Here is a 20,017-nt window from a genome sequence, read left to right as displayed (position 1 = left end):
CATCGGGGGACAAGATTAAGGCAGTGCCCTGTGACGTGCTACCAAAGAAGGGTTAGATTCTCGATACGTCAGGTATACATGGCTTTGCGGTATTAAACTACCGTAAGACGATTCCATTTTCTGGTAACTTGTTTCGATGTCTTCTCCCTTAACGTGAGTCAATTGCCGGCGGCAGTTGGCTATTGCGATCGGCAATGCCCTCCTTCGCCATGGGAGATGCCATGGATCGTCGCGACTTTATCAAGCTTTCTTTCTATGGGGCTTCACTCGCCGCAGCATGCGCCGCTCCCGCGCTGGCTTCGCTAATTCCGCCACACTTCACGTACTGCGTCGTGGCAATCGGCGTACAGGTCACCGAGTTTCGTGACGGCAAGCCCAGTAACTCCAAATGGGTGGCAATAGGGACTGGCTTCTTCTATGGCCATCTTTCGAAACCTGATCCCGACCTCACCAAGAGGCTCTACGACGTTTATTTGGTTACTGCGAAGCACGTCCTTGACGGCTGGAAGGCGCAGCGCGTCGCGGCCGCCGCTAATGGGATGTTAGTCAGTGATCTGATGGTTCGCGTGAATCCCATCGATGTAACCACGCCAGCTACCGACATTGCCGTGCGAGAGTTCGCGGATAAGGACACGGACTGGACTGCCAATCCAAACGGAAAGGACGTTGCTGTCATCTCATGCGACTTCGAAATTCTGCGTAAGAGGGCCTTTGGCGTGAATTTCTTCGCGGGAGACGAAATGGCTGCCGACATAGCTAGGTTGAGCCAATTAAAAGTCGAAGCTGGAGACGGAGTTTTCGTCCTCGGATTCCCAATGAGTTTGATCGAGGAGTGGCGCAATGTCGTTATCGTGAAAGGCGGGACGATCGCGAGAATTGAGGACCTGCTGATCTCTCGGTCAGATGCGTTCCTGATAGATGCGCTGGTTTTCCCAGGGAATAGCGGAGGTCCGGTCGTGCTTCGTCCCGAACTCGCTTCGATTCAGGGCACACCTCCGCAGACCAGGAGCTATTTGATAGGCATGGTAGTCTCCTATCAGCCCTATACTGATACTGCTGTGAGCCAGCAGACGCAGCGCCCAAGAGTGACCTTTGAAGAAAACTCCGGTCTCGCAACTGTTTTGCCGACAGATTACGTTGTCGCGGCAATCGTGCTCGACAAGAAAATGCATCCTCCGAAAGAGCCGCCGGCCATGCCTCCACCACAGGCGACACCTTCACCTCAAGTAACACCCCCGGCCGCAAGCTCTTCGCCTCAAGTGACTCCAACGCCGGCGCCGAGCGTGAAAAGTACGCCGTAACAGTTCCAAACTAAAAATCGGAACGATTAGAGAGCTATCATCGTTGCGGCGTCTTCGTCGCCAAGGTCGAGCACTATACGTCTTAGGTTGCAACATTCCGCGAGTCGATTACCTACCATGACAGGTAGCTTCGCGCCCGACTTGTTGGATCGTCATAGCATCTGAGTGCCTCATGTTCTTGCTCAAGCCGGTCGAGCAGGGGCACACACTACGATGCAGGATGATCACTTCGAAAGCGAGCGCGATCGCGTCGAGCAATCGTCTCTCGGTGATCGGCCCGTCATTTTCGCGCCTCGTGCTTCGGTTGAAGCTTGTGTCGGCAATCTCCGCGCGGCCGGTCGTGATCGGGTAATCCGCCGGCGCCGCCCCGCCAACCGCGCGGATGCCGCTCAAAGGCTGCGTTTTTGAGCAGGCGAAGCGCAACAACGTCGTTGCGCTGGATGTGGCGTACTTCTCCCGCCAGTCTGCGGGCTGGCTGAGGCTGCGCCGACCATCAGCGTGGACAGCGTCGGCCTCGGTGCCAAGCACGTCGAGTCGCCGCAGCCCCCTCGCGATACGCACGCAAGATCGCGCCACAGTAGTAGTGGTCCGTCGAGCAGGGGGAAGGCCCCGGTCACAGTCTCTGCCCGGCTAATTGCGGCTCGGCTCGATCCGGGTATTCGGTCGAGCCTGCTAGCCGACGCCCGCCACTATCCGCCGTTTCCGCCGATACGACATCACCCCCAGACCACAGAACCCGATCATCATCATCGCCCACGACGCCGGCTCAGGCACACCATTGGCAATGCCCTGGCTGAATGCGAATGAGTAGTCCTGCGGGTCGGACACGCCGGCGGCGATCACGAAGGTCGGATCGAGGTAGGCGTCCAGCGTGCCGGCGCCGGTGCTGAAGGCGTTTACATAGGCTTCCATCGTGATCTGATAGATGGTGTTGGTGTCGAGCTCCGCGCTTTCCGAGGTCGGGGCGGCGGAGATCTGTCCGAGCGAGCTGATCGTGCTGGTCGTCGTCGCGCTGGTCGATCCGTTCAGAAGCTGAAGTCCGGTGCTGGTCCGGTTGACCTGCTGCGCGGCCCAGATGGCGTTGCCGGAATTGTCGATGTCGTCTCCGGGGCGCGCGCCTCCCGGCGACGCCGGATTGACGGCCAGGAAAAATCCCACGGTGTTGCCGGGGTTGACGTTGCCGGTGGCGACGATGCCGCCGTGGTAGTTCATCGTCACGTTGACCATCCCGACCGGACCAAGCACCTCCATGTAGTAAGTGGCGTAGCCGACCGCATTGCCGCTGCCATTGTTGACGCCGACCGACGCGCCGACGAAGGCAAGCCCTGGCGTCACGTTGCTCGCATAGGCCGGGATCTGGTCCACCGCGCCGACCGCCTCCGCGCCGGCACTGGCGCCGGCAACCGACGTGCCCAGCGTGCCGGGCGTTGTCGATGTGTTGGTTTGCAAGAAATTGGCCGGGTTGCTGGCGGTCACCAGCAGCGAATAGGCTGCCGCCGGCAAGTTCGGCAGCACCGTGCTGGCCGCCGCGGGTACCGCGACAAGCGAAGCTATTGCCGCGCATGCAAGGCCGATCGCTGCGAGAGCCTTCACCATCACGACCTCCGTTGGCCTCGAGATGCAGTCCGTGCTCACCCACCGCCCGGTCAGGGTAATGAGGGATGGTCGAGATCAAAAGTCAGGAAGTGTGGCTGACGATTGAATTGTGTTGCTCGCGTGCAGTGCGCGGCGCCGGGCCTGCGGATGCGTCGCCGCCGCGGAGACGATCGCGCAAGCGCTAGCGCAGCCGGCCTGCGGCGCGTTCGCGGCGTCTGATCGAGACGATGGCGCGCAGCGCGTAGCCGACGATCACGCCGCCGAAAAAGGTGAGAGCAAACAGCGAGGCAAGAACGATGAAGTCCGTCATTCGGCACGCTATAGCCTGCCGCGCGGATGGCGGCTCTACGGAACTTGGTGCAAGCCTGTCACAATCACGACAAGGGATCGCGCCAGCATCGCCGTTCCCATTTGGATATGTTTCGGAACTTTTCGTACAGCTCGATTTGCAAACGCGCAATTGGCGCATCGTCGCTGCGACCGATCAGCTCATCTCGTCCAGCAGCTTCCGCGCCGCGTCGAGCAACGCGCGAATCTCCCGTCGCTCCGCGATCGCCTCCGCGGTGAACAGGCCGTGCTTGCGCGCGTTTCGGTTGGCCCGCGGCGCGCCGGATCCGGCTGCGCCGCCATGCATGCGGCAGCGCGTCTTGCCGCGCACCGCCGGCGCGCGGCACGCACTGCTGCTGCGGGTCCGGGCGCCGCAACGCGGGCTCGCCAGCATCGGGCCGGTGGTGCCGTCGTGGCCGCTCATGCCGGTGCGGCCTGCGCGACATCGGCGGCATCGGGCGCGGGCCCGGCACGCGCGGCCTTCCGCGCCCGCGGCGCGGCGGCCGGCGCGGTATCGGCGACGATCATGCGCGCATGCTGGGTGACGTTGCCGACGATGGCGTTGCCGCCGTCCTCCACCTTGACGTTCTGCACCGTGATGGCGGGCTCGCGATGGCTGCGGTAGCGGTTCAGCGCCTCGATCTGCGCGGGGAAGGTGCGGGCGAGGCGACCGAGCGCGCGTGCGGCGCTGTCATGCTGGGCGAGGTCGTCGGCGTTCGCGAGGTGCTTGGCAGATCGCATCGCCATCACATGGACCGAAACCATCTGCGCCACCAGCATGGCCTCGACGGAATCCCGCGGGCCGATGCTCTTCACCATCGCGATCATGAAGGCGAGGTTGGCCTGGTCGGGACGGCCGCCGCTGGCGCTGGCGCGGACCAATTGCCGCAAGATGCCTTGCATCGCGTCGCGATCGGCGACGCCCAATGCGTTCGCCATCAGCTGCTCGCCGCGTTCCCGATCGGGATGGTCGATGGCGAAGCCTTGCTTTGAGAGCTTGATGCGCGGCACCGCGGCGGCTTTGGCGGTGTCGGCCGCGCAGGTTGGCGTCGGCATCGTGAGGTCGGAGGTGTTGCTCATGTCGGGAGTTCCTGGCTGGCGCGCCGCAGGCCCGCGCGATCCGGCCACGCGCCGGCGATCGTTCGCTGCGGTGCGCCGGTGCAATGGACGATGGGTGGGAGTTGCGATCGCAAACGCGGCGCCCGCTGCGGCGGGGCGAGGGCGTTGGCGCGAATTCGGAATAGTGGAAGTGTGCCGCTGATTTGCCCGACGAGTCAAGTTGCATTTCGCATGCGGGCGGCGGCCTGTTGCCTTGCATGGGGTTGTTTTCGATGTTTTGCCGGCGCGGCGGCGGGGCACGCCTGGTTCCACATCTCCGCGCAGGCGCCCGACGCCTATGGCAAGACCACCAGCGTCGTGATCGCCTATGACGGCAACCTCGCGGTCGGCCGGGTCACGGACGCGGTGCCGGTCCGCCGCCTCGGCGGACCACCGTTACGGTCGCAGCGGTCTGTGGTCGCTGCCTTCAGGCTTGGCCTGATCGACACTGCTCGAGAGCGACAGCGCGCGCAGCTGCCCGAGCGTGCCGCGGGGCGAGCCGCATTTGCGGCACTGGATCACGGTCGACGGCGATGCATCCTCGACGCCCTCGAACACGATGCCGAAGCCATCGCAGCGGCGGCAGACAAGCTGAAAATCAATGCGCTCAATTTGCTTCGCCATCTGAGAAAGACCCGCAATCCAATCCCGACCCGCCGCGCAATGTGCGGCGTGCTTGTTCCGCCGGGCACGGACGATGCCGTGCCGGCGAGGGGACTCTATGAGCCCTCGCCCGACATGCGCAACTCAACTCCTCCGTTAAGCTTGATGCGCGGGAGGGCGGCTCCCGCATCTCGAGCGCCGCGCCGCTATTCCGGCGCGGTCGGGAATGGCGGCCGTTCGATCGAGGCCCGCAGCGTGTCGAGCTCCATGAAGGTGTCGGCCTGCCGGCGCAACTCGTCGGCGACGATCGGCGGCTTCATGCGCATGCTCGATACCACGGTGATGCGGCAACCAAGCCGCTGCACCGACTCGACAAGCCGCCTGAGGTCGCCATCGCCGGAGAACAAGAACATGTGATCGACATGCCGTGCGACCTCCAGCGCATCGACGGCAAGCTCGACGCTCATGCTGCGCTTGAATCGCCTGCGGCCCTCGCCATCGTCGAACGCCTTGGCGAGCTTGGTTCGCACGGTGAAGCCGTTGTAATCGAGCCAGTCGACCAATGGCCGGATGACGCTGAAGTCCTCATCCGCATTGATCGCGGTGTAGTAGAAGGCGCGTAGCAGGATGCCGTGCTTCTGAAATTCGGTCAGCAGGCGCCTGTAGTCGACCTCGAAGCCCAGGGCCTTCGCCGCGGTGTGATTATTCGCGCCATCGATGAAAAGGGCAATTCGATCGGTCATCTCAAAAATTCCTGGTCCACTTCGTCAACCGCTGCCGCATGGATCGTTCCAGCCTGTGTGTCCGGGGCTCGTTCGATCGATATCTATCGATGCGCGCGCAGTTGCGGCGCTGACTGGAGGATCACTGGTCGCATCGCAACGATGACGCGGCAATGTGTACTGATCGGGGCGACGGCCTTCACCGGGCTGATCTGAAATCGACGGAAAGGCTCACCCGATTGCGGTGAATGGCGCGGCGCGCGTTGCGTCAAATCCTTCGATCTTGGCGTTCGGTCAGTGAAAAAATCCAGGCATCGCCGCAAGGTCGCGCACGTCAATTCACCACAGCAACTGCTTTTCTGTTCTCTGGCAATGGATGCTCATTATCGTTTCGACGAAGGCTTCAATGGTCTCTTGGAATGTATCGTCATGGTCGAATGTATCGTCATGGTCGTGGTCTGCACCGGCTGGTGCGGCCCGCCCACAATATTATCTTTCGCCGCGAATGAAACAATGGAGGCGGGGTGATAATCGACCGAACGGTCCCAGTGCTGCGGATTTCGGGGGCGTTGTCATGCGCGCGCCGGAGCGGGATCTCGGGTGCTCGGCTGGGAAAATCTCATCCCGCGCACGCCATCGAGGCCGGCGCCGCCGTCCTCAACGCCGCGCTAAGCCCGTTGCAGTGCGCACCGACCGGCAATAGCCGCGGCGTCCGTCATGATGGTCGGTCGGTCCTTGCGGTCTCGGTCGAGGAAAGCGCCTGCTCGAGGCGAGCCACCAGCTTTCGCAATCGTTGCACTTCCAGATAATCCCGATTCAGTTTGCGTCGGTCGTGGTCCTGTTGCTTGGACAATTCGGACGGGTCATTTGTCATGGTAATTTCGCTGGCTCTGGACAATTTGATTTAACCGACCCGAACAAGCCTTCGGTCCCCATTCCAATGTGTCTTTGGTCATGGGTTCGGTGATTTGAACGGTGCGGGTCGGTCGGATTAATGGTTATTGGATACCGTTATTCGACGAGAATGCTGCGACGTCCGATGAACTGCCTGTCCGGTTGGCTCCGCGCCCAAGACGCCCCGCCGGGAACAACGGGCGACGAGGTCAGGCGCGTCGTCTCGCTAAAATGGCGATCCAGCCGGTCCGGATTGGCGGGCGGAGCTCAGGCGGCCACCGGCTCCGCTGCGCGCGGGTAAGCCGCGCCAAGACGATCGACGAGGTTGTTGATGGTGGCCTGAAGATTGTTGCGGCGGGTGCGCAGGTGGCGCGCGAGCATCGGATAGGCCGGGTCCGCGATGTCGCCGATATTGGCCCTCGCTTCCTCGGCTTCGATGTCGGCGGTGATGATCGAGACCGAATTGTTGAGGTCGGTGATCAGTTTGCTGAGGGTGGCGACTTCGTTCCCGAAATGAGGCTGGTAGCGCATGTCGTGTCCTGTTCTTGCACAAGCATGGTTAAGGTTGAGAGGTTCAACCAGGAAGCATCGACCCCATCGCAATCGGCGTGCCAGCCATCGCCGGCCCCTGGTCCGGAAATGCCTAAAATCTTAGCCGGGTTGTTAGGGCGTCGTTATGCGTGGCCGAGCGCGGAATTCCCAATGCCGGACCAAGTGCGGCGGTAGCTAAAATTGTAGCGAGGCGTTTGAGCCGCATGAAACGGCTCAACGATCAAATGCCCCACGGAGAGGCCGAGAACGGCCCCAGTGGGAGCGCGGAATGTTTTCCAACGATGACCGGTTTGGACGGGATGCGCGGGCGGATGCCATCGACGGGTTCGATGCCATCGCCGCCGCACTTGACCAGGGGGTCGAGCTCGACGCCTGCGGCGGCACGCGACTGAGCGACGTGCTGGCGATCGGGCTCGGTTGGGGTGTGCTGGCGGCCGCGATCTTCTACCCCGGCCTGCAGCTTCTCGCGATCGTGGTGGGCATCGCGTTCTTCTCGATGCGCTCGTTCGCCCGCCTCGTACTCGGATCGCCACGCCGCGGGCGGGAGCTCGCGGTGTTCGCGCCAGTCAGCAGCAACTTCATGCGAGCAGCTTGATCCGGCGCGGCAGGCCCTACCGCTCGGCGACCTCGCTGCGCGAGCCGGCGCCGACCGGTCCAGGCGCCTGGGGCAGCGTCAGTTCGCCCATGTGAACCGGATACGAGTGCGAGGTCTTGTCCCAGACCAGCGGCGTACCGGATATCCGGTGGCCGAGATAGACCCGCACGGCGCGCCAGGTCGCGAAGAAGTTGACGAAATTCCCGACCACGAGGCGAGGCGCGGACATCAGGGCATGGCTGAGATTGTAGATCATGCCGGTGAAGATCATCCGGTTGCCCAGGCGCCAGATCAGGAAGATGAAGTTCACGAAGAACAGCCAGACGGCCCAGTCCTTCGATAGCAGCTGGTAGGTGAACTGCTGCTCCGGATTGAAGAACAGCCGGTAAAGCTCGAAGGCCGTCAGGTTGGCCAGCGCAAAATAGCCGAGCATCACCGCGGGGCTGGTGATGACGCCCTTTCGATCGCGCACCAGGAAGTATTTGGTACCGAGCGAGCCGCGCCAGCCGTGCTCATGCGCACCCTGGAACACGATGCCGAGCAGCCATCGCGCGCGCTGGCGATAGGCCGCTTCCAGGCCGGACGGGAAGAATTCGCGCGTCGCCACCGGCAGCGAGCGGTAGAGGATGCCGGGTGCGCCGCTGGTGATGTTGATGTCGATCGCGTAGTTCGCCGGATAGGCGATAAACGCCGACTTGAAGCCGAGCTCCGACACGCGGAACGCGATGTCGTAGTCTTCCGTGAACGACGAGGTACGAAAGGCCTCGCCCTGGTTCTTGTCCATCAGGTGCTGGATCGCCTCTCGGCTGAAACAGGCCGACACGCCCGCGCATGGGATGACACCGCTGAGGCGCTGGCGGACCTCCAGATCCTTGGTGTGCATCTCCGCAAACTCGTCCATGTACAGCCCGGAGATCAGCGAGGTGAGCGAACGGGAAAACGAATAGACCGGGAGCTGGATGAATTCGTACAGATCGACCAGCTTGTTGAAGAGCTTCAGTTCGAGCGGATGAATCAGGTCTTCCGAATCGTGCATCACGATCCCGGCGAACTGCAGCTTTTGCTCGGCTTCGAACAGGAAGATTTCCGACAGCGTCTGATTGAGGCAATCCGCCTTGCTGGTCGGCCCGTCATGTGGGACCAGCACCATGTGGATGTTCTTGTAGAGCGCCTGCGCCTTGCGCACCTCGTCCTGGGTCAGCGGATCGTTCAGGTAGACGCCGACGAAGTAGTGGGCCTGTTCGTAGCGCAACAGCCTGGAGTTCGACGACAGCATCGAGAAGATCACCTCGTGCTCTTTCCAGCACGGGACCATGATCGCCATCGGGCGCTCCGGCAATTGCTCGAGGACGTCGACGGCCGGCAACTCCTTCGACTTGCTGTCCGCCGTTCCGAGCAGGCGGCTGGTCCAATAGGCCAGATCGACGAAGAGATCATCGAAGCTGGAGATCGCGATGATGACCGCCGCGATCAACATCACAATCTCGACGAAGTAGATGTAGCTGCTGAGAAACGAGTGAGCCTCGGTCATGGGCTATGATGCAATGTGAAGTTGGATGATCTCAGCCGAGTGCGATCTTCCGCGCACCATGAAGTGGCGATGCAGCGCCTCGACAATCCTCTTACTGGCATGCCCGTCGCCGTAGGGAAATACGGGACGCGCCATCCGGGTGTATTTCGCTGTATTGCTGTAGAGTTCGTGCAACGCGCCGAATACCCGCTGCCGGGACGTTCCGACCAGGTCGACGACGCCTGAGGCCACCGCTTCCGGCCGTTCGGTCACCTCCCGAAGCACGAGCACGGGCTTGCCGAGGGCCGGTGCCTCTTCCTGCAGGCCGCCACTGTCAGTCACCACGCACCAGGCGTTCTGGATGGCGGCGACGATGTCGCGGTAGCCGAGTGGGTCGACCAGCTTGATGCGGGGATGGCTGGAGAGCACCTCCATGGCCGCCTCGCGCGCGCTGGGATTTGGATGGACCGGAAAATAGACCGCAACGTCCGGCGTCAGGTCGACGAAAGCCCTGATCGCGGTAAAGGCATCCCGCAGCGGGCTGCCGAAATTCTCGCGCCGATGGGCTGTCAGCAGAATGGTCTTCAGCTTGGGATAATCGGCGGGTGGGACCGGCCTGCTGGCCGCAGTCTCGAGCAGGGAGTCGATGACGGTATTGCCGGAGACGATGATCTTGTCCTTGTCGATGTTTTCCCGGGCGAGGTTCGCGGCGGCGGCCGACGTCGGCGCACAGTGCAGCGTCGTCGACACCGCGATCGACCGGCGGTGAAACTCCTCGGGAAACGGCGCGTCGAGGCTCGCGGTCCTCAGGCCTGCTTCGATGTGGACGAAGGCAATCTTGCGGTAGAAGGCTGCGATCGAGGCGACATAGGCGGTCGTGGTGTCACCCTGGGCAAGAACACAGTCCGGGTTCGCCAGCTCCAGAAACCTGTCGAGCCGGGGCAGGAGATGGCTGACGAGGCCCGCAGGCGTGTGGCAGCTGCGCCGATGGCGGATGGCAAGGTCGGCCCGCAGGCCAAACTCGCTCAGTGTCTGCTCCAGCAGATCGCTTTGCTGGCCGGTGGTGACAATGCGTACGCTCGCCCAGTTGGTTTCGGACAGCCGTCGAATAATTGGCGCGACCTTGATAACCTCGGGACGGGTTCCAATAACGAATACAAAGCGACGCACGGCAACGGCGTGTGCAAAATGCCTTTTACCCTGGTGATGCATTCAATGCTCCAAAGCGCATCACTTGCGGCGATGCGGACGCCCCTGTCGGCGTAGTATTCGATTTGAACTCGATGATAATTTTTCGATATAATAGGTTTTCAAGCGAAAATAGACAATTGAATGTCCTTGATTTTCCCGGATATCGGCGGGGAAATCATCTGATTTTGCCTTAATGGTGAATCAGTTGAATTGGATCTGGCCCGTATTTTTCCGGGTTATCCAGTCCGGTCAGCTATTTGATGAGCACGAAGTGGCTCGGAACCGATCAAAGCCCCGCCGCCATCCGCCACCAGCAGCTGGTCGGAAAATATCCGAACCGATGGGGTGAAACCTGGTGTGCCGGCCCCGGCCGAAACGATTGAACCGGCGCTCCGGGCTTTGTCTCGAGGTTGCGTCCAGGCCGTGTCCTGCACGACGGTACTGAAAATATGCCGCAAGGCTTCGCCCGTTTCCATTGCCGTCGGAGCGGGGCCGTTCCGGTTCCTTCGCTCGATGCCGTGCGATCTAGTTCGGTCTGATCTTTTGCAGCGAGGTGTTCCACGCATCGGCCAGCGCGGCACGGGTTGCCAGCAAGGTTTGCCGATCTCGTGTCGTGGGCTGCCAAGCGGCAACCTCATGTGATGTGCGCATGGATTCGCGTTCGGCATCGCGAACCAGTTGACGAAGGCGCTTTACCTCAAAGTAGCTCTTAGCAATGTCGAGGGGCATGGCAATCTCGCGATTGAATTTTTGAAAAAGGATCGGCCGATCTGACTACGCTACTAATCTCTGTGAGCACGTCACGATGGAACTTGAGAAATCGCCCCGACATTCGGAATGAATTATCGTCCGTCTCTCTGCCACCCATGAACGCGGTTTGGCTGCCGAGGCGTGTTGGTATGATCTCAATCTAAACCGCATGTTCGCCCCAACCCAATCAACAATTAAAGGCTAATGCGCAGGTCGTAAACGGCCTGAAGCCGTTTCGTCAAGTGAGCTACGATCAACCTTTTTTGCGCCGATTATTTTGCGCGTTTCGATGATCGGCTGAACCAAATGAAGCAGAGATGAACGCGTTGCTGCCGGCGCGGCGATGAACAGCAATGCTTCGACTTGCGATGGTGCGCGGATTGCGAATTTCTCGCCGCCATGCGTCCGAATCCTGTTTATTTATAGGAGCAGCGTGCGCCTTGTTTTAAATCACGACATTAATTTCAAGGGTGGCTGGATTGTCTCGATCGATCATTCGTCGCGCGAACGACCCTGATGGTTCGAAACATTGCAGCAGGAAATGCGCGTGCAAATCTGAACAACGACGCAGGCTTGGAAGGCTGGTTCGAAAGCTGCGACCAACTGTCTCGCCGCTCTCGGCACGGGAACCCGTCAGGCAGTTTCTTTCCAGACGCTCGCCTCGTAGCCATCGATCACGCGCGAGGTGTGGGTAAACTCTTCCAGCTGGCGCAGCGGCTCGATGATCTTGCGCGCGACGAGGACGGTATTTGGATCGGCGTGCTTCTGCATGTGTCCGGCAACGTCGATGACCCGATCCGAGATCGTTTCAAGCGGAGTGGCGTCGTCGAAATAGACGAGGCCGGCGTTGACGCCGCAACGTACCGCAAAGTCCATCTTCGAGACCTTTACGTCCCGGTTGAAAACCCTGAGGCTCTTGATGACATCCTTGCCGGCCTGACAGGCGTCTTCGACATGCGCGAAGCACGCCATCACGCCATCCGGAGTCCATGCGGTCTTGAGCACGCCTCTCGCGCGGAAGATGCGTTCGACCAGCTTTCGATACTCTTCGAAATCGTACTGGACGGTCGCGTGATCTTCGCCCGCTTTCATCTTGGCTGATTCAACCACATCGACTGCGAGGAAGGCCACTTCCTTGCCGAAAGTATCGAGCTTCTTCTTGGTCTCGGCGAAGACCCGCAGCAGTTCCTGTCGATTGACCGACTTGCTGCTTTCGGCCATCCGCAACGTCGCTTCCAGATCGGTATCGAGTTTGGAACCGGGCTGGACGCCCTGCCTCTTGCGCCAGGCCATCGCGGCCTTTCTCAACGCGCGCCTGTTTTCCGCGGTCTGCACGCGCTGCGCGAGGGATCCGGAGAGGATGGTGATGAGGATGGCGAGCGCGATGAGGATGAAGTCGGAGCGGTCGCTGCCGGCGATATTGGTCGGGATGTAATGGCCCAGAAGCGGCGAGGCCTTCTTCAGGATGTACTCTCTCCCCTCGGAGAGCAGGGTGGGAAGCGTCGCCTGCTTGGGGTGGTCGAAGAGAACGAACGCCTTCGAACCCAGCAGCAGCACGATCAGGGCGAGGGTGCCAAGACCGAGAAGTCTCCGGATCGCGAAAAGGATGCGCACAAGCGCTGAAGACGGAGCTTCCCGATGAACCACGTGATCGTCCCCACTCGAATCGGACAGGAAATGAACAAAAAAAGGCGGTGCCGCCGCCGACGACTTATAGCCTGCCGGCCCATCCACGCAACGTCCGGGCACGATCAGGAGGGCCGACTATTGTCGATATTGGCCGGGCTAAGGGGCTGGATTGAGGTGTATTTTTCAAAAGATCGTGGCACCGCCGGTAGGCTCGTCGCTGGCCGGGGCCGGTTTGGGCGCCAGCTCGCTCAAGCCTGTTTGGACAGTCCGACCTTCAGGCGGGCGACGAGATTCGCGTATGGTTCGCGTGCGGTCAGGCCAAGGAAGTATCCGACCTGAACGGCGAGCAGCGGCAGGATGACCAGGCCGATGCTGTCCAGCACCGGTTGACCGGCCGACCACGAGGAGACGATCAGCGCGCCCGCGCCAAACACCGAGAACGGCAGCAGGGCCAGGATATTGAAATGCAACCCCACATAAAGGCCGGCAGCGCAGGCAAGTAAGGTTAACATCGAGGCTCCGGCTCAGGTGGTCGACGTGCACCGCAATTAATGTTGCGCCGCGCCGTAGAGCAGCATATCGTCCGGCCGTTAAAAATGAGTTATTTTAATCCAGATGAATTGGCACGATCCGTGTTTCTACCGGGATATCAGATAATTAGCTGATGCATCCGCGAAGCGGGATGGATTGAATGTCGATCGGATCGGATATTCGCGGAAAACTGGATGAACTCGACACGTCGCCCGTCGGACAACGGGCGCGCTTCTCAAGCAATGTCGTGCCCTACGTGCTGTCGACCAGCGATGCCTTTGTCATCATGCTCGCCAGCGTCGTGGCCGGGATCGTCTATCAGAGCGTGGTCGGTAATCCCTCGCCGAAGCTGATTCCGCACTGCGCGGTCGGGCTGCTCGCGAGCTTTATCCATATCCTGCGGATGAGCGGCGGCGGGTATTACGATTTTCCCGCCAGCGCCAAGCCCAATGTTGAGTTCAGCGAGATCCTGATCTGCTGGTTCTCGACCGGCCTGATGCTCGCCTTCTTCGCCTTCCTGCTCAAGATCGGCGTCGACTATTCGCGCGGCGCGTTCGTGCTGTTCTACTTCGTGACCCCGATAGGCCTGCTCAGCGTTCGCAAGGTGACGAAGGTCGTGCTGGCCAGGGCGGTCTCGCGCGGCGCCGTCGGCCGCAATGACATCGTGCTGGTCGGCGACGTCGATGAGATCGAGGCGCTGGAGACGCGGGACCTCGTCGCGTTCTTCGGTGCCACCGAGATCAAGTGTTTTCCGCTGAGCGGCGAGCGGGATATGCCGGCCCGTGCGGTTTCCGACGCCGGCGTATTCAACGCGATCACCAGCTTTGTCCGCCGCAATGATTGCAGGGAAGTCGTGCTGGCGGTGCCGTGGACGGATACGGCCCGGCTCGACTTCTTGCGAGACCAGATCAAGACACTGCCCGTCGCCGCGCGGTTGCTGCCCGATGCGAGGGTCCGCTCATTGACCAATTACACCTCGTCCGGGCGGCAACGGGTCCTTGCGATCGAAATCCAGCGAGCGCCGTTGAGCGGTCTTGAACGCTTCATCAAGCGCGCGATGGACATCGTGTTCGCGTCGCTCTCGTTGATCTTCTTCGCATCGATCATGTTGCTGACGGCGATCGCGATCAAGCTCGACAGCCCGGGGCCGATCATCTTCAAGCAGAAGCGCAAGGGCTTCAACGGCAAGCAGTTCGTGATGTTCAAGTTCAGGACCATGACGGTCCAGGAGAACGGCGACACGGTCGTTCAGGCAACGCGCGACGATCCGAGGGTCACCTCGATCGGCAGCCTGCTGCGGGCGGCCAGCATCGACGAACTGCCTCAGCTGGTGAACGTGCTGATGGGGGAGATGTCCCTGATCGGACCGCGCCCTCACGCGCTGGCCCACGACAATTACTTCGAGAAGGTTCTGGGCGACTACGCCTACCGCCACCACGTGAAACCCGGAATGACCGGATGGGCTCAGATCAACGGCGCGCGCGGAGCCACGCCGACGGTCGAACATATCGCCGAGCGTGTGAAGCTTGACCTCTGGTACATCAACAATTGGAGCCTTTGGCTGGACGTTCAGATCTTGATCAAGACATTCTTCGAGGTTCTGCGGAAGCGCAACGCGTATTGAATGCACGTAACCGGTCGGACGTTACGATCGGCGCGGCCGCGTTGACGCCGCCGCGGTTGATTATGCGACATACTTGATTATGCGACGTACTCCATGTCGGTGGTGACAGGCTGTGCACGCTAGCGGGCGTATGTTTCGGAACGGCATTCGTCTAACGAATCAGTGACCCAGCGGAGGCTATTCGTCGCAACAGACTTCTCTTGTAGCGCACCATCAAAATGTCGGATTGTTGAAGTGGAAGCGATCCGGGGACGTTGGGCGGAGTGACGGATCAATACTGCTATCTGAGCGTGTATTGGCGTCTTCTTTCAATGACTTATGGGGTGCGTCTCGCTGGTCAGTGCAATGGGCGAGCACACGCTACGCAATCCAAAATTGCTAAATTTGCGCTGGTAGCTTCGTGTTACGATTATATAATCGACGCGAATCGTCGAGGATGGGTAATGGTGGGGACCAACCGAACGTTTGACTTTGACGCGATGAGCGTCGACGACCTTTGGCAGCTTTACGAGAAGCTCAGTCAGGTTCTGTCGATCCGCCTGACGTCGGAGAAACGTGAACTGGAAAAGCGGTTGGCGCAGTTGCGCCGTGAAAAGGAACTGCGGGTCTCGGAAAGCGCCGACATTAATGCGGCGCCGCGTGAGCGCCGCAAGTATCCACGTGTCTTTCCGAAATATCAGAATCCGAACGAGCCGTCGGAAACCTGGTCGGGTCGCGGCAAGCAGCCACGCTGGCTGACGGCGGCGCTGAAGACCGGACACACGATCGATGAGTTCGTTATTCGCAATGTCGAAGCCGATCGCACGCCATCCCACCGGCGCCGGGCTTGAGAACCAGGACGAATAACCGATTTTCAGAGGCGACGATGAAACAGACGCTCGGTATCGTTCTGCTCGTCTCGATGGCCTTTGCTCCCGCCCTGGCCAGTGAGAATTTCAGCCGCGCCAGGCTGCGGGTCGCGGATGCGACCTCGGACGCTTGCCTCGCCAATTGCGCCACCCAGGACGCGTCCTGCCAGCGCATCTGCCCAACGACGCTCCGGAGCCCCTGCGTCAGCGCTTGTGAGAGCCAGGCGCAGACTTGCAGGCAAGCTTGCCAAAGCCAGAGTAGATAGCGCCTCTGTTTGGCGCGAGGTGCAGGCGCTTCTTGCACCGCATATTTATCCCGGACCATTTTAGACGTCCCATAGGGACGAACTCGCAGGCCGACGAGATCGCGGTGCTATCCGGTTGCCAGGCAGACGCCCGCCCGTGGGCCGCTGCCGGCCGCGAGACGGCACGACCACGCGGTCATTCCGTGCACGATCCATCCAAGCCGTTCAGCCGAACATTTATGTCCATTTAATTCCAGGCCCGGCCAGGGAACTTATTTACGGTCGATTAACCATATGGTTTTACCAAATGTTTACGCGCGGGGATGTGGCGCGCGTTGTCGTTGGGGGCCCGGCCTTGTTGCTTTTTCGAAGCTTTGCGATGAGGGTCTCAGCCTGCGGGCTGGTCCTTGTCGCCGTTTCGGGATGCAGCACTCCGCTCGCCGTTGCGCCGACGCCCAACGTGCAGCCGAAGCTGGCGAGCGGACAGCCTGCATCGTTGGACGCATATGCCTACGAGGGCGGTGCCTCCTCCGCGCTGCCCCTGCCGTCGCCTTCGTCGCGCGCGGTGGCGGTGGTCGACGGCGGCAGCGGCAGCATGATTGGCGGCGCGGCTCCCAAGGGCAAGTCCGGCGACGGCAACGGCAACGTCGTTCTCAATCTCGTCAACGTCCCGTTGCAGCAGGCCGCCAAGACCGTCCTCGCCGACATGATCGGGGTCAACTATGTGGTCGATCCCCGCGTTGACGGGGTGATTTCGGTGCAGACCACCCAGCCGGTCGGCAAGGCCGAGGCCCTCGAGCTCTTCCAGTCGGCACTGGCGCCCATCGGCGCCGTCCTGGTCCAGAACCGCGGCATCTACCGGATCGCGCCGGCCGACCAGGCCGCGACCGGCGCCATCACGACCGGCACCAATTCGGTGGAGAGCGCCACCACGGGCAACGGCGTTCGCGTGGTGTCGCTGAAATACGTTTCCGCCAGCGAGCTTGCGCGCGTGCTCGAACCGATGGTGCCGAAGGGTGCGATCGTGCAGTCCGACGACACCCGCAATATCGTCGCGCTCAAGGGCACGCCGTCCGAGATCGACTCGATGCTCGACACCATCTCGGTGTTCGACGTCGATGTGATGCGCGGGATGTCGTTCGCCGTCGTCCCCGTCAAGACGGCGCAGCCCGACAAGATGGTCGACGAGCTGAAGGCCGTGTTCTCGTCCGACAAGGAAGGCCCGATGAAGGGGCGGGTCAGGTTCATCGCCAACAGCCGCCTTGGCGCCATCCTCGTCGTGACGTCGCAGCCGAGCTATCTGCCTCGTGCCCAGACCTGGATCCGCCGTCTCGATGCCCGAGCCGCCGGCACCGAGCCGCAGCTCCACGTCTATCAGGTGCAGAACCGGCCGGTCGGCGAACTCGCCAGCGTCCTGCAGTCGATGTTCGCGAACGAGATGAAGGTGATCCGTCCGCCGACCCGAAGCGTCTCGCCGAAGGCGAAGGAAACCAGCTTCAGCAACACCACGCCTGCGGCGCCGGGACCGGGCGGTGCATCGGCCGATCCGAACCAGAACCCGCCGGCCGGCGCAATTCGCGGCGCCGACGCGGGCGGCGATCTCAACAGTCTGGCGCGCGCGCTGAACAACGAGCCGGACACCCCGACGCTCGAGTCCTCCTCGAATGCGTCGTCGGGCAACGGATCGTCGTCGGGCGAACCGCAGTTGAAGATCGTCGCCGATGAGACCAAGAACTCGCTTCTCATCATGGCCAATGACCGCGACTACCAGCGCGTGGTCCGGGTCATCCAGGGCCTGGACGTGGTGCCAAGCCAGGTCTTGATCGAGGCCGTCATCGCCGAGGTCACGTTGAACGATCAGCTTCAGTACGGCGTGCAATGGCAGCTGTCGAAGGGCGGCACTCCGACCGCGACGTTCTCCAACGCCGTCACCGGTGGCGTGGCGGCGGCCTTCCCGGGGTTCAATTACGCGGTCAACGCCGCCAATATCGCGGCGACGCTGAGCGCCCTGAACTCCCTGACGCATGTCAACGTGATATCGACGCCGTCCTTGATGGTTCTGGACAACAAGACCGCTCGGCTGCAGATCGGCGACCAGGTGCCGATCACCACGCAGACGGCGACCAGCACGGTGACGGCGAACACCGCCATCGTCAACTCGATCACGATGCAGGACACCGGCGTCATCCTGTCGGTGACCCCGCGCATCAACGAAAGCGGGCGCGTCCAGCTCCAGATCGAGCAGGAGGTCAGCGCCGTCACCAAGACGACCACGTCGAACATCGATTCACCGACCATCCAGCAGCGCAGGGTCAAGACCACAGTGGTCGTGAACGACGGCGAGGTGCTGGCGCTTGGCGGCATGATCCAGGAGCAGCGCAACAAGACCAGCGGTCAGATTCCGCTGCTCGGCGACATCCCCGGCATCGGCGCGGCGTTCGCCAACCGGAGCGACACCGTCCAGAAGACGGAGCTGGTCATCCTGATCACGCCTCGTGTCGTTCGCGATGGTGCCGAGAGCCGTCTCGTGACGGAAGAATATCGCCGCAAGATGAACATCTACATGCCTCATGCGACGACGCGTGAGCGCACGACGGCCAACACCGTGCAGCGGATGATCTCCCAGTGAGAAGGTACACGGCCGAACTCCAGAAGTTGTTGCTGCTGGCGAGCCTGGCGGGCCCGCTGGCCGGCTGCGTGACCGATACCTATCCGCTCGCCGATCCGCCGCCCTATCCGATCCTGCCGGTCGACGAATCGATGACGTGCAGCGGGATCGCCGCGTCATTCCGCTACTCGGCCCGCCGCGCCGCGCGCCTTGAATACTGGCTGGCGCGCGGGCCGCTGGAAGGTTACGGCAACGAGCGCTTCCCGCTGGATGGTCCGAAGCAACTGGTCGACGAGCGTCGACGGCTGGATGCGTTGAGCGATTTGCAGCGCTTCAAGGGCTGCACCGTGATGGAGCCGGGCCCTGCCGTAGTGGAAGAACGCCTGCGGCTCGAAGGTTCGGTTCACCCCGCCGCGCCACCGGTCGTGCTGCACTCGCGCGGTTGACGACCGCCGGCTCCGTCAGCTGCCCAGGTGCTTGACGGATTGCAGGCAGTCCCTGGAAGCAAGCATCCGATCGTCAACTTGCTCCGGCTGACCCGGCGCGATATCCCCGTGCCGCCATTCGCGGATCACGTATGAACGGCCGTTGTCCGGGCCGATCGAGACCAGCGCCTCACGGATGAAGCGCGTTCCGTTCGGGGCGCTGACATCGGCGCGGATCGTCACGCTGCCGCCGAGCAGAACGCCCCGGCCGGCCGGCGATTGCGGTGGCTGGGCGCCGAGCAGGCGGAGCATCGCCGGCGTGGCGGCCTCGGGATCCGGCTCCGGGCGTCCGGAACGAACCGTGACGAAGCGGATTGCGCGCCGAAACATCGACGGCGAAACGCCTTCGATGGTGTCCAGTTGCATGATCGTGGTGAAAGCCGGCGTGTTGGGGGCCGCCGTTGCAGCGTTTGTGGTTTTTGCGCGCGCCTGGTCGCGGAATTCGACCACCCGCACGGCGATGCGGGCGCCGAGCGACTGATCGCCGGTCAGCGCAGTGAACAGGCGCGTCAGGACGGCAAGCGACGCGGTGTTGAGGTCGACCTTGCCGGTCTCCTCTTCCATGGCGATGGTCGCGCGTTCGCCGCCCGGCATCCGGCAGGTCAGCGGAAATTCGGCTTTCGACGCGCCCGGTGCGAGCAGCGTCAGGATGGCGACATGGACGGCGCTCTCGGCGGCGAGCTCGGTTGCCGCGACCGACGTATCGTTCGACGAGATCCGCGCGCGATAGCGTGCGCCGACGATCAGCGCGACGCTGAGCAGGGAGATCAGCCCGAGGCTCCAGACCACCGCGATCAGTGCAAAACCCGCGCGTGAACGGGCGCGCGGCGTGGCGGCGGAGACCGGCTCCCAGGGCAAGCGCAGGGATTGGGGATGCGGCCCGCCCGCCATGCCGAAAAGTCCTGCTG

21 protein-coding genes are annotated in these 20,017 nt (G+C 62.0%); 7 read left to right on the top strand and 14 right to left on the bottom strand.

The window, feature by feature from the left end; genetic code table 11:
* The first annotated feature begins 221 nt into the window (after positions 1–221).
* Positions 222–1,301 carry a trypsin-like peptidase domain-containing protein gene (locus B2W55_RS24740; protein WP_160306644.1) on the top strand — a complete coding sequence of 360 codons (1,080 nt, stop codon included), beginning with the start codon at positions 222–224 and terminating at the stop codon, positions 1,299–1,301.
* Between the two features lie 108 nt (positions 1,302–1,409).
* On the opposite strand, the gene B2W55_RS24735 is transcribed toward B2W55_RS24740, so the two are convergent.
* The 7 genes from B2W55_RS24735 to B2W55_RS24705 form a co-directional block, all read right to left on the bottom strand.
* Positions 1,410–1,829, bottom strand: a complete 420-nt coding sequence (locus tag B2W55_RS24735; RefSeq protein ID WP_024581001.1) for a hypothetical protein — start codon at positions 1,827–1,829, stop codon at positions 1,410–1,412.
* Between the two features lie 144 nt (positions 1,830–1,973).
* Entirely contained in the window at positions 1,974–2,897 is a 924-nt protein-coding gene (locus tag B2W55_RS24730) for a PEP-CTERM sorting domain-containing protein (RefSeq protein WP_024581000.1), read from the bottom strand.
* A 181-nt stretch (positions 2,898–3,078) separates the two neighbouring features.
* Positions 3,079–3,207 carry a hypothetical protein gene (locus B2W55_RS24725; RefSeq protein ID WP_256372058.1) on the bottom strand — a complete coding sequence of 43 codons (129 nt, stop codon included), beginning with the start codon at positions 3,205–3,207 and terminating at the stop codon, positions 3,079–3,081.
* A gap of 174 nt (positions 3,208–3,381) precedes the next feature.
* A complete protein-coding gene (locus B2W55_RS24720; RefSeq protein WP_024580999.1) occupies positions 3,382–3,648 on the bottom strand; it encodes an HGGxSTG domain-containing protein in 267 nt (88 codons plus the stop codon).
* Positions 3,645–4,304, bottom strand: coding sequence for a hypothetical protein (locus B2W55_RS24715; protein ID WP_024580998.1), 660 nt, complete (start codon positions 4,302–4,304; stop codon positions 3,645–3,647). The genes B2W55_RS24720 and B2W55_RS24715 overlap by 4 nt, the downstream gene beginning before the upstream one ends.
* Before the next feature lie 414 nt (positions 4,305–4,718).
* Positions 4,719–4,946, bottom strand: a complete 228-nt coding sequence (locus B2W55_RS24710) for a hypothetical protein (RefSeq protein WP_024580997.1) — start codon at positions 4,944–4,946, stop codon at positions 4,719–4,721.
* 185 nt (positions 4,947–5,131) lie between these two features.
* Positions 5,132–5,668, bottom strand: a complete 537-nt coding sequence (locus tag B2W55_RS24705; RefSeq protein ID WP_080890855.1) for an NYN domain-containing protein — start codon at positions 5,666–5,668, stop codon at positions 5,132–5,134.
* 276 nt (positions 5,669–5,944) lie between these two features.
* Here B2W55_RS24705 and B2W55_RS24700 point away from each other — a divergent pair, with 276 nt between their 5' ends.
* Positions 5,945–6,175, top strand: a complete 231-nt coding sequence (locus B2W55_RS24700) for a hypothetical protein (RefSeq protein WP_143668662.1) — start codon at positions 5,945–5,947, stop codon at positions 6,173–6,175.
* A 633-nt stretch (positions 6,176–6,808) separates the two neighbouring features.
* Here the strand turns inward: B2W55_RS24700 and B2W55_RS24695 are convergent.
* Complete coding sequence (locus tag B2W55_RS24695; protein ID WP_024580995.1) at positions 6,809–7,072, bottom strand: hypothetical protein; 264 nt, start codon at positions 7,070–7,072, stop codon at positions 6,809–6,811.
* Positions 7,073–7,361: 289 nt separating this feature from the next.
* Here B2W55_RS24695 and B2W55_RS24690 point away from each other — a divergent pair, with 289 nt between their 5' ends.
* Positions 7,362–7,688: a hypothetical protein gene (locus tag B2W55_RS24690; protein WP_024580994.1), complete on the top strand. Its 327-nt coding sequence runs from the start codon at positions 7,362–7,364 to the stop codon at positions 7,686–7,688.
* A gap of 16 nt (positions 7,689–7,704) precedes the next feature.
* Here B2W55_RS24690 and B2W55_RS24685 read toward each other — a convergent pair whose 3' ends face one another.
* The 5 genes from B2W55_RS24685 to B2W55_RS24665 form a co-directional block, all read right to left on the bottom strand.
* Positions 7,705–9,219, bottom strand: a complete 1,515-nt coding sequence (locus B2W55_RS24685) for a glycosyl transferase family protein (protein ID WP_024580993.1) — start codon at positions 9,217–9,219, stop codon at positions 7,705–7,707.
* Positions 9,220–9,222: 3 nt separating this feature from the next.
* Complete coding sequence (gene wecB / locus B2W55_RS24680) at positions 9,223–10,410, bottom strand: non-hydrolyzing UDP-N-acetylglucosamine 2-epimerase (RefSeq protein WP_043855144.1); 1,188 nt, start codon at positions 10,408–10,410, stop codon at positions 9,223–9,225.
* A gap of 504 nt (positions 10,411–10,914) precedes the next feature.
* Entirely contained in the window at positions 10,915–11,118 is a 204-nt protein-coding gene (locus B2W55_RS24675; RefSeq protein ID WP_100955797.1) for a hypothetical protein, read from the bottom strand.
* 654 nt (positions 11,119–11,772) lie between these two features.
* Positions 11,773–12,873, bottom strand: a complete 1,101-nt coding sequence (locus B2W55_RS24670) for a hypothetical protein (RefSeq protein WP_145987241.1) — start codon at positions 12,871–12,873, stop codon at positions 11,773–11,775.
* A gap of 143 nt (positions 12,874–13,016) precedes the next feature.
* Entirely contained in the window at positions 13,017–13,238 is a 222-nt protein-coding gene (locus B2W55_RS24665; protein WP_024580990.1) for a hypothetical protein, read from the bottom strand.
* Between the two features lie 221 nt (positions 13,239–13,459).
* On the opposite strand from B2W55_RS24665, the gene B2W55_RS24660 reads away from it, so the two are divergent.
* The 4 genes from B2W55_RS24660 (at position 13,460) to B2W55_RS24645 (ending at position 19,070) form a co-directional block, all read left to right on the top strand.
* Entirely contained in the window at positions 13,460–14,923 is a 1,464-nt protein-coding gene (locus B2W55_RS24660; RefSeq protein WP_024580989.1) for an undecaprenyl-phosphate glucose phosphotransferase, read from the top strand.
* Positions 14,924–15,366: 443 nt separating this feature from the next.
* Positions 15,367–15,753 (top strand): H-NS family nucleoid-associated regulatory protein, encoded by a 387-nt coding sequence (locus tag B2W55_RS24655; RefSeq protein WP_029879074.1) that lies wholly within the window; start codon positions 15,367–15,369, stop codon positions 15,751–15,753.
* Positions 15,754–16,512: 759 nt separating this feature from the next.
* Positions 16,513–18,645: a type II secretion system secretin GspD gene (gspD, locus tag B2W55_RS24650; RefSeq protein ID WP_291532302.1), complete on the top strand. Its 2,133-nt coding sequence runs from the start codon at positions 16,513–16,515 to the stop codon at positions 18,643–18,645.
* 26 nt (positions 18,646–18,671) lie between these two features.
* On the top strand, positions 18,672–19,070 hold the full coding sequence (locus B2W55_RS24645) for a hypothetical protein (RefSeq protein ID WP_024580985.1): 399 nt from the start codon (positions 18,672–18,674) through the stop codon (positions 19,068–19,070).
* A gap of 15 nt (positions 19,071–19,085) precedes the next feature.
* Here the strand turns inward: B2W55_RS24645 and B2W55_RS24640 are convergent, their stop codons facing one another.
* Positions 19,086–20,000 (bottom strand): type II secretion system protein GspK, encoded by a 915-nt coding sequence (locus B2W55_RS24640; protein ID WP_024580984.1) that lies wholly within the window; start codon positions 19,998–20,000, stop codon positions 19,086–19,088.
* Positions 20,001–20,017 lie beyond the last annotated feature (17 nt).

The organism is Bradyrhizobium sp. UBA2491, from assembly GCF_002341725.1.
Classification (GTDB): domain Bacteria; phylum Pseudomonadota; class Alphaproteobacteria; order Rhizobiales; family Xanthobacteraceae; genus Bradyrhizobium.
The sequence above is the reverse complement of the archived record's forward strand: the minus strand, read 5'-3'. Positions and strand labels throughout refer to the sequence as shown.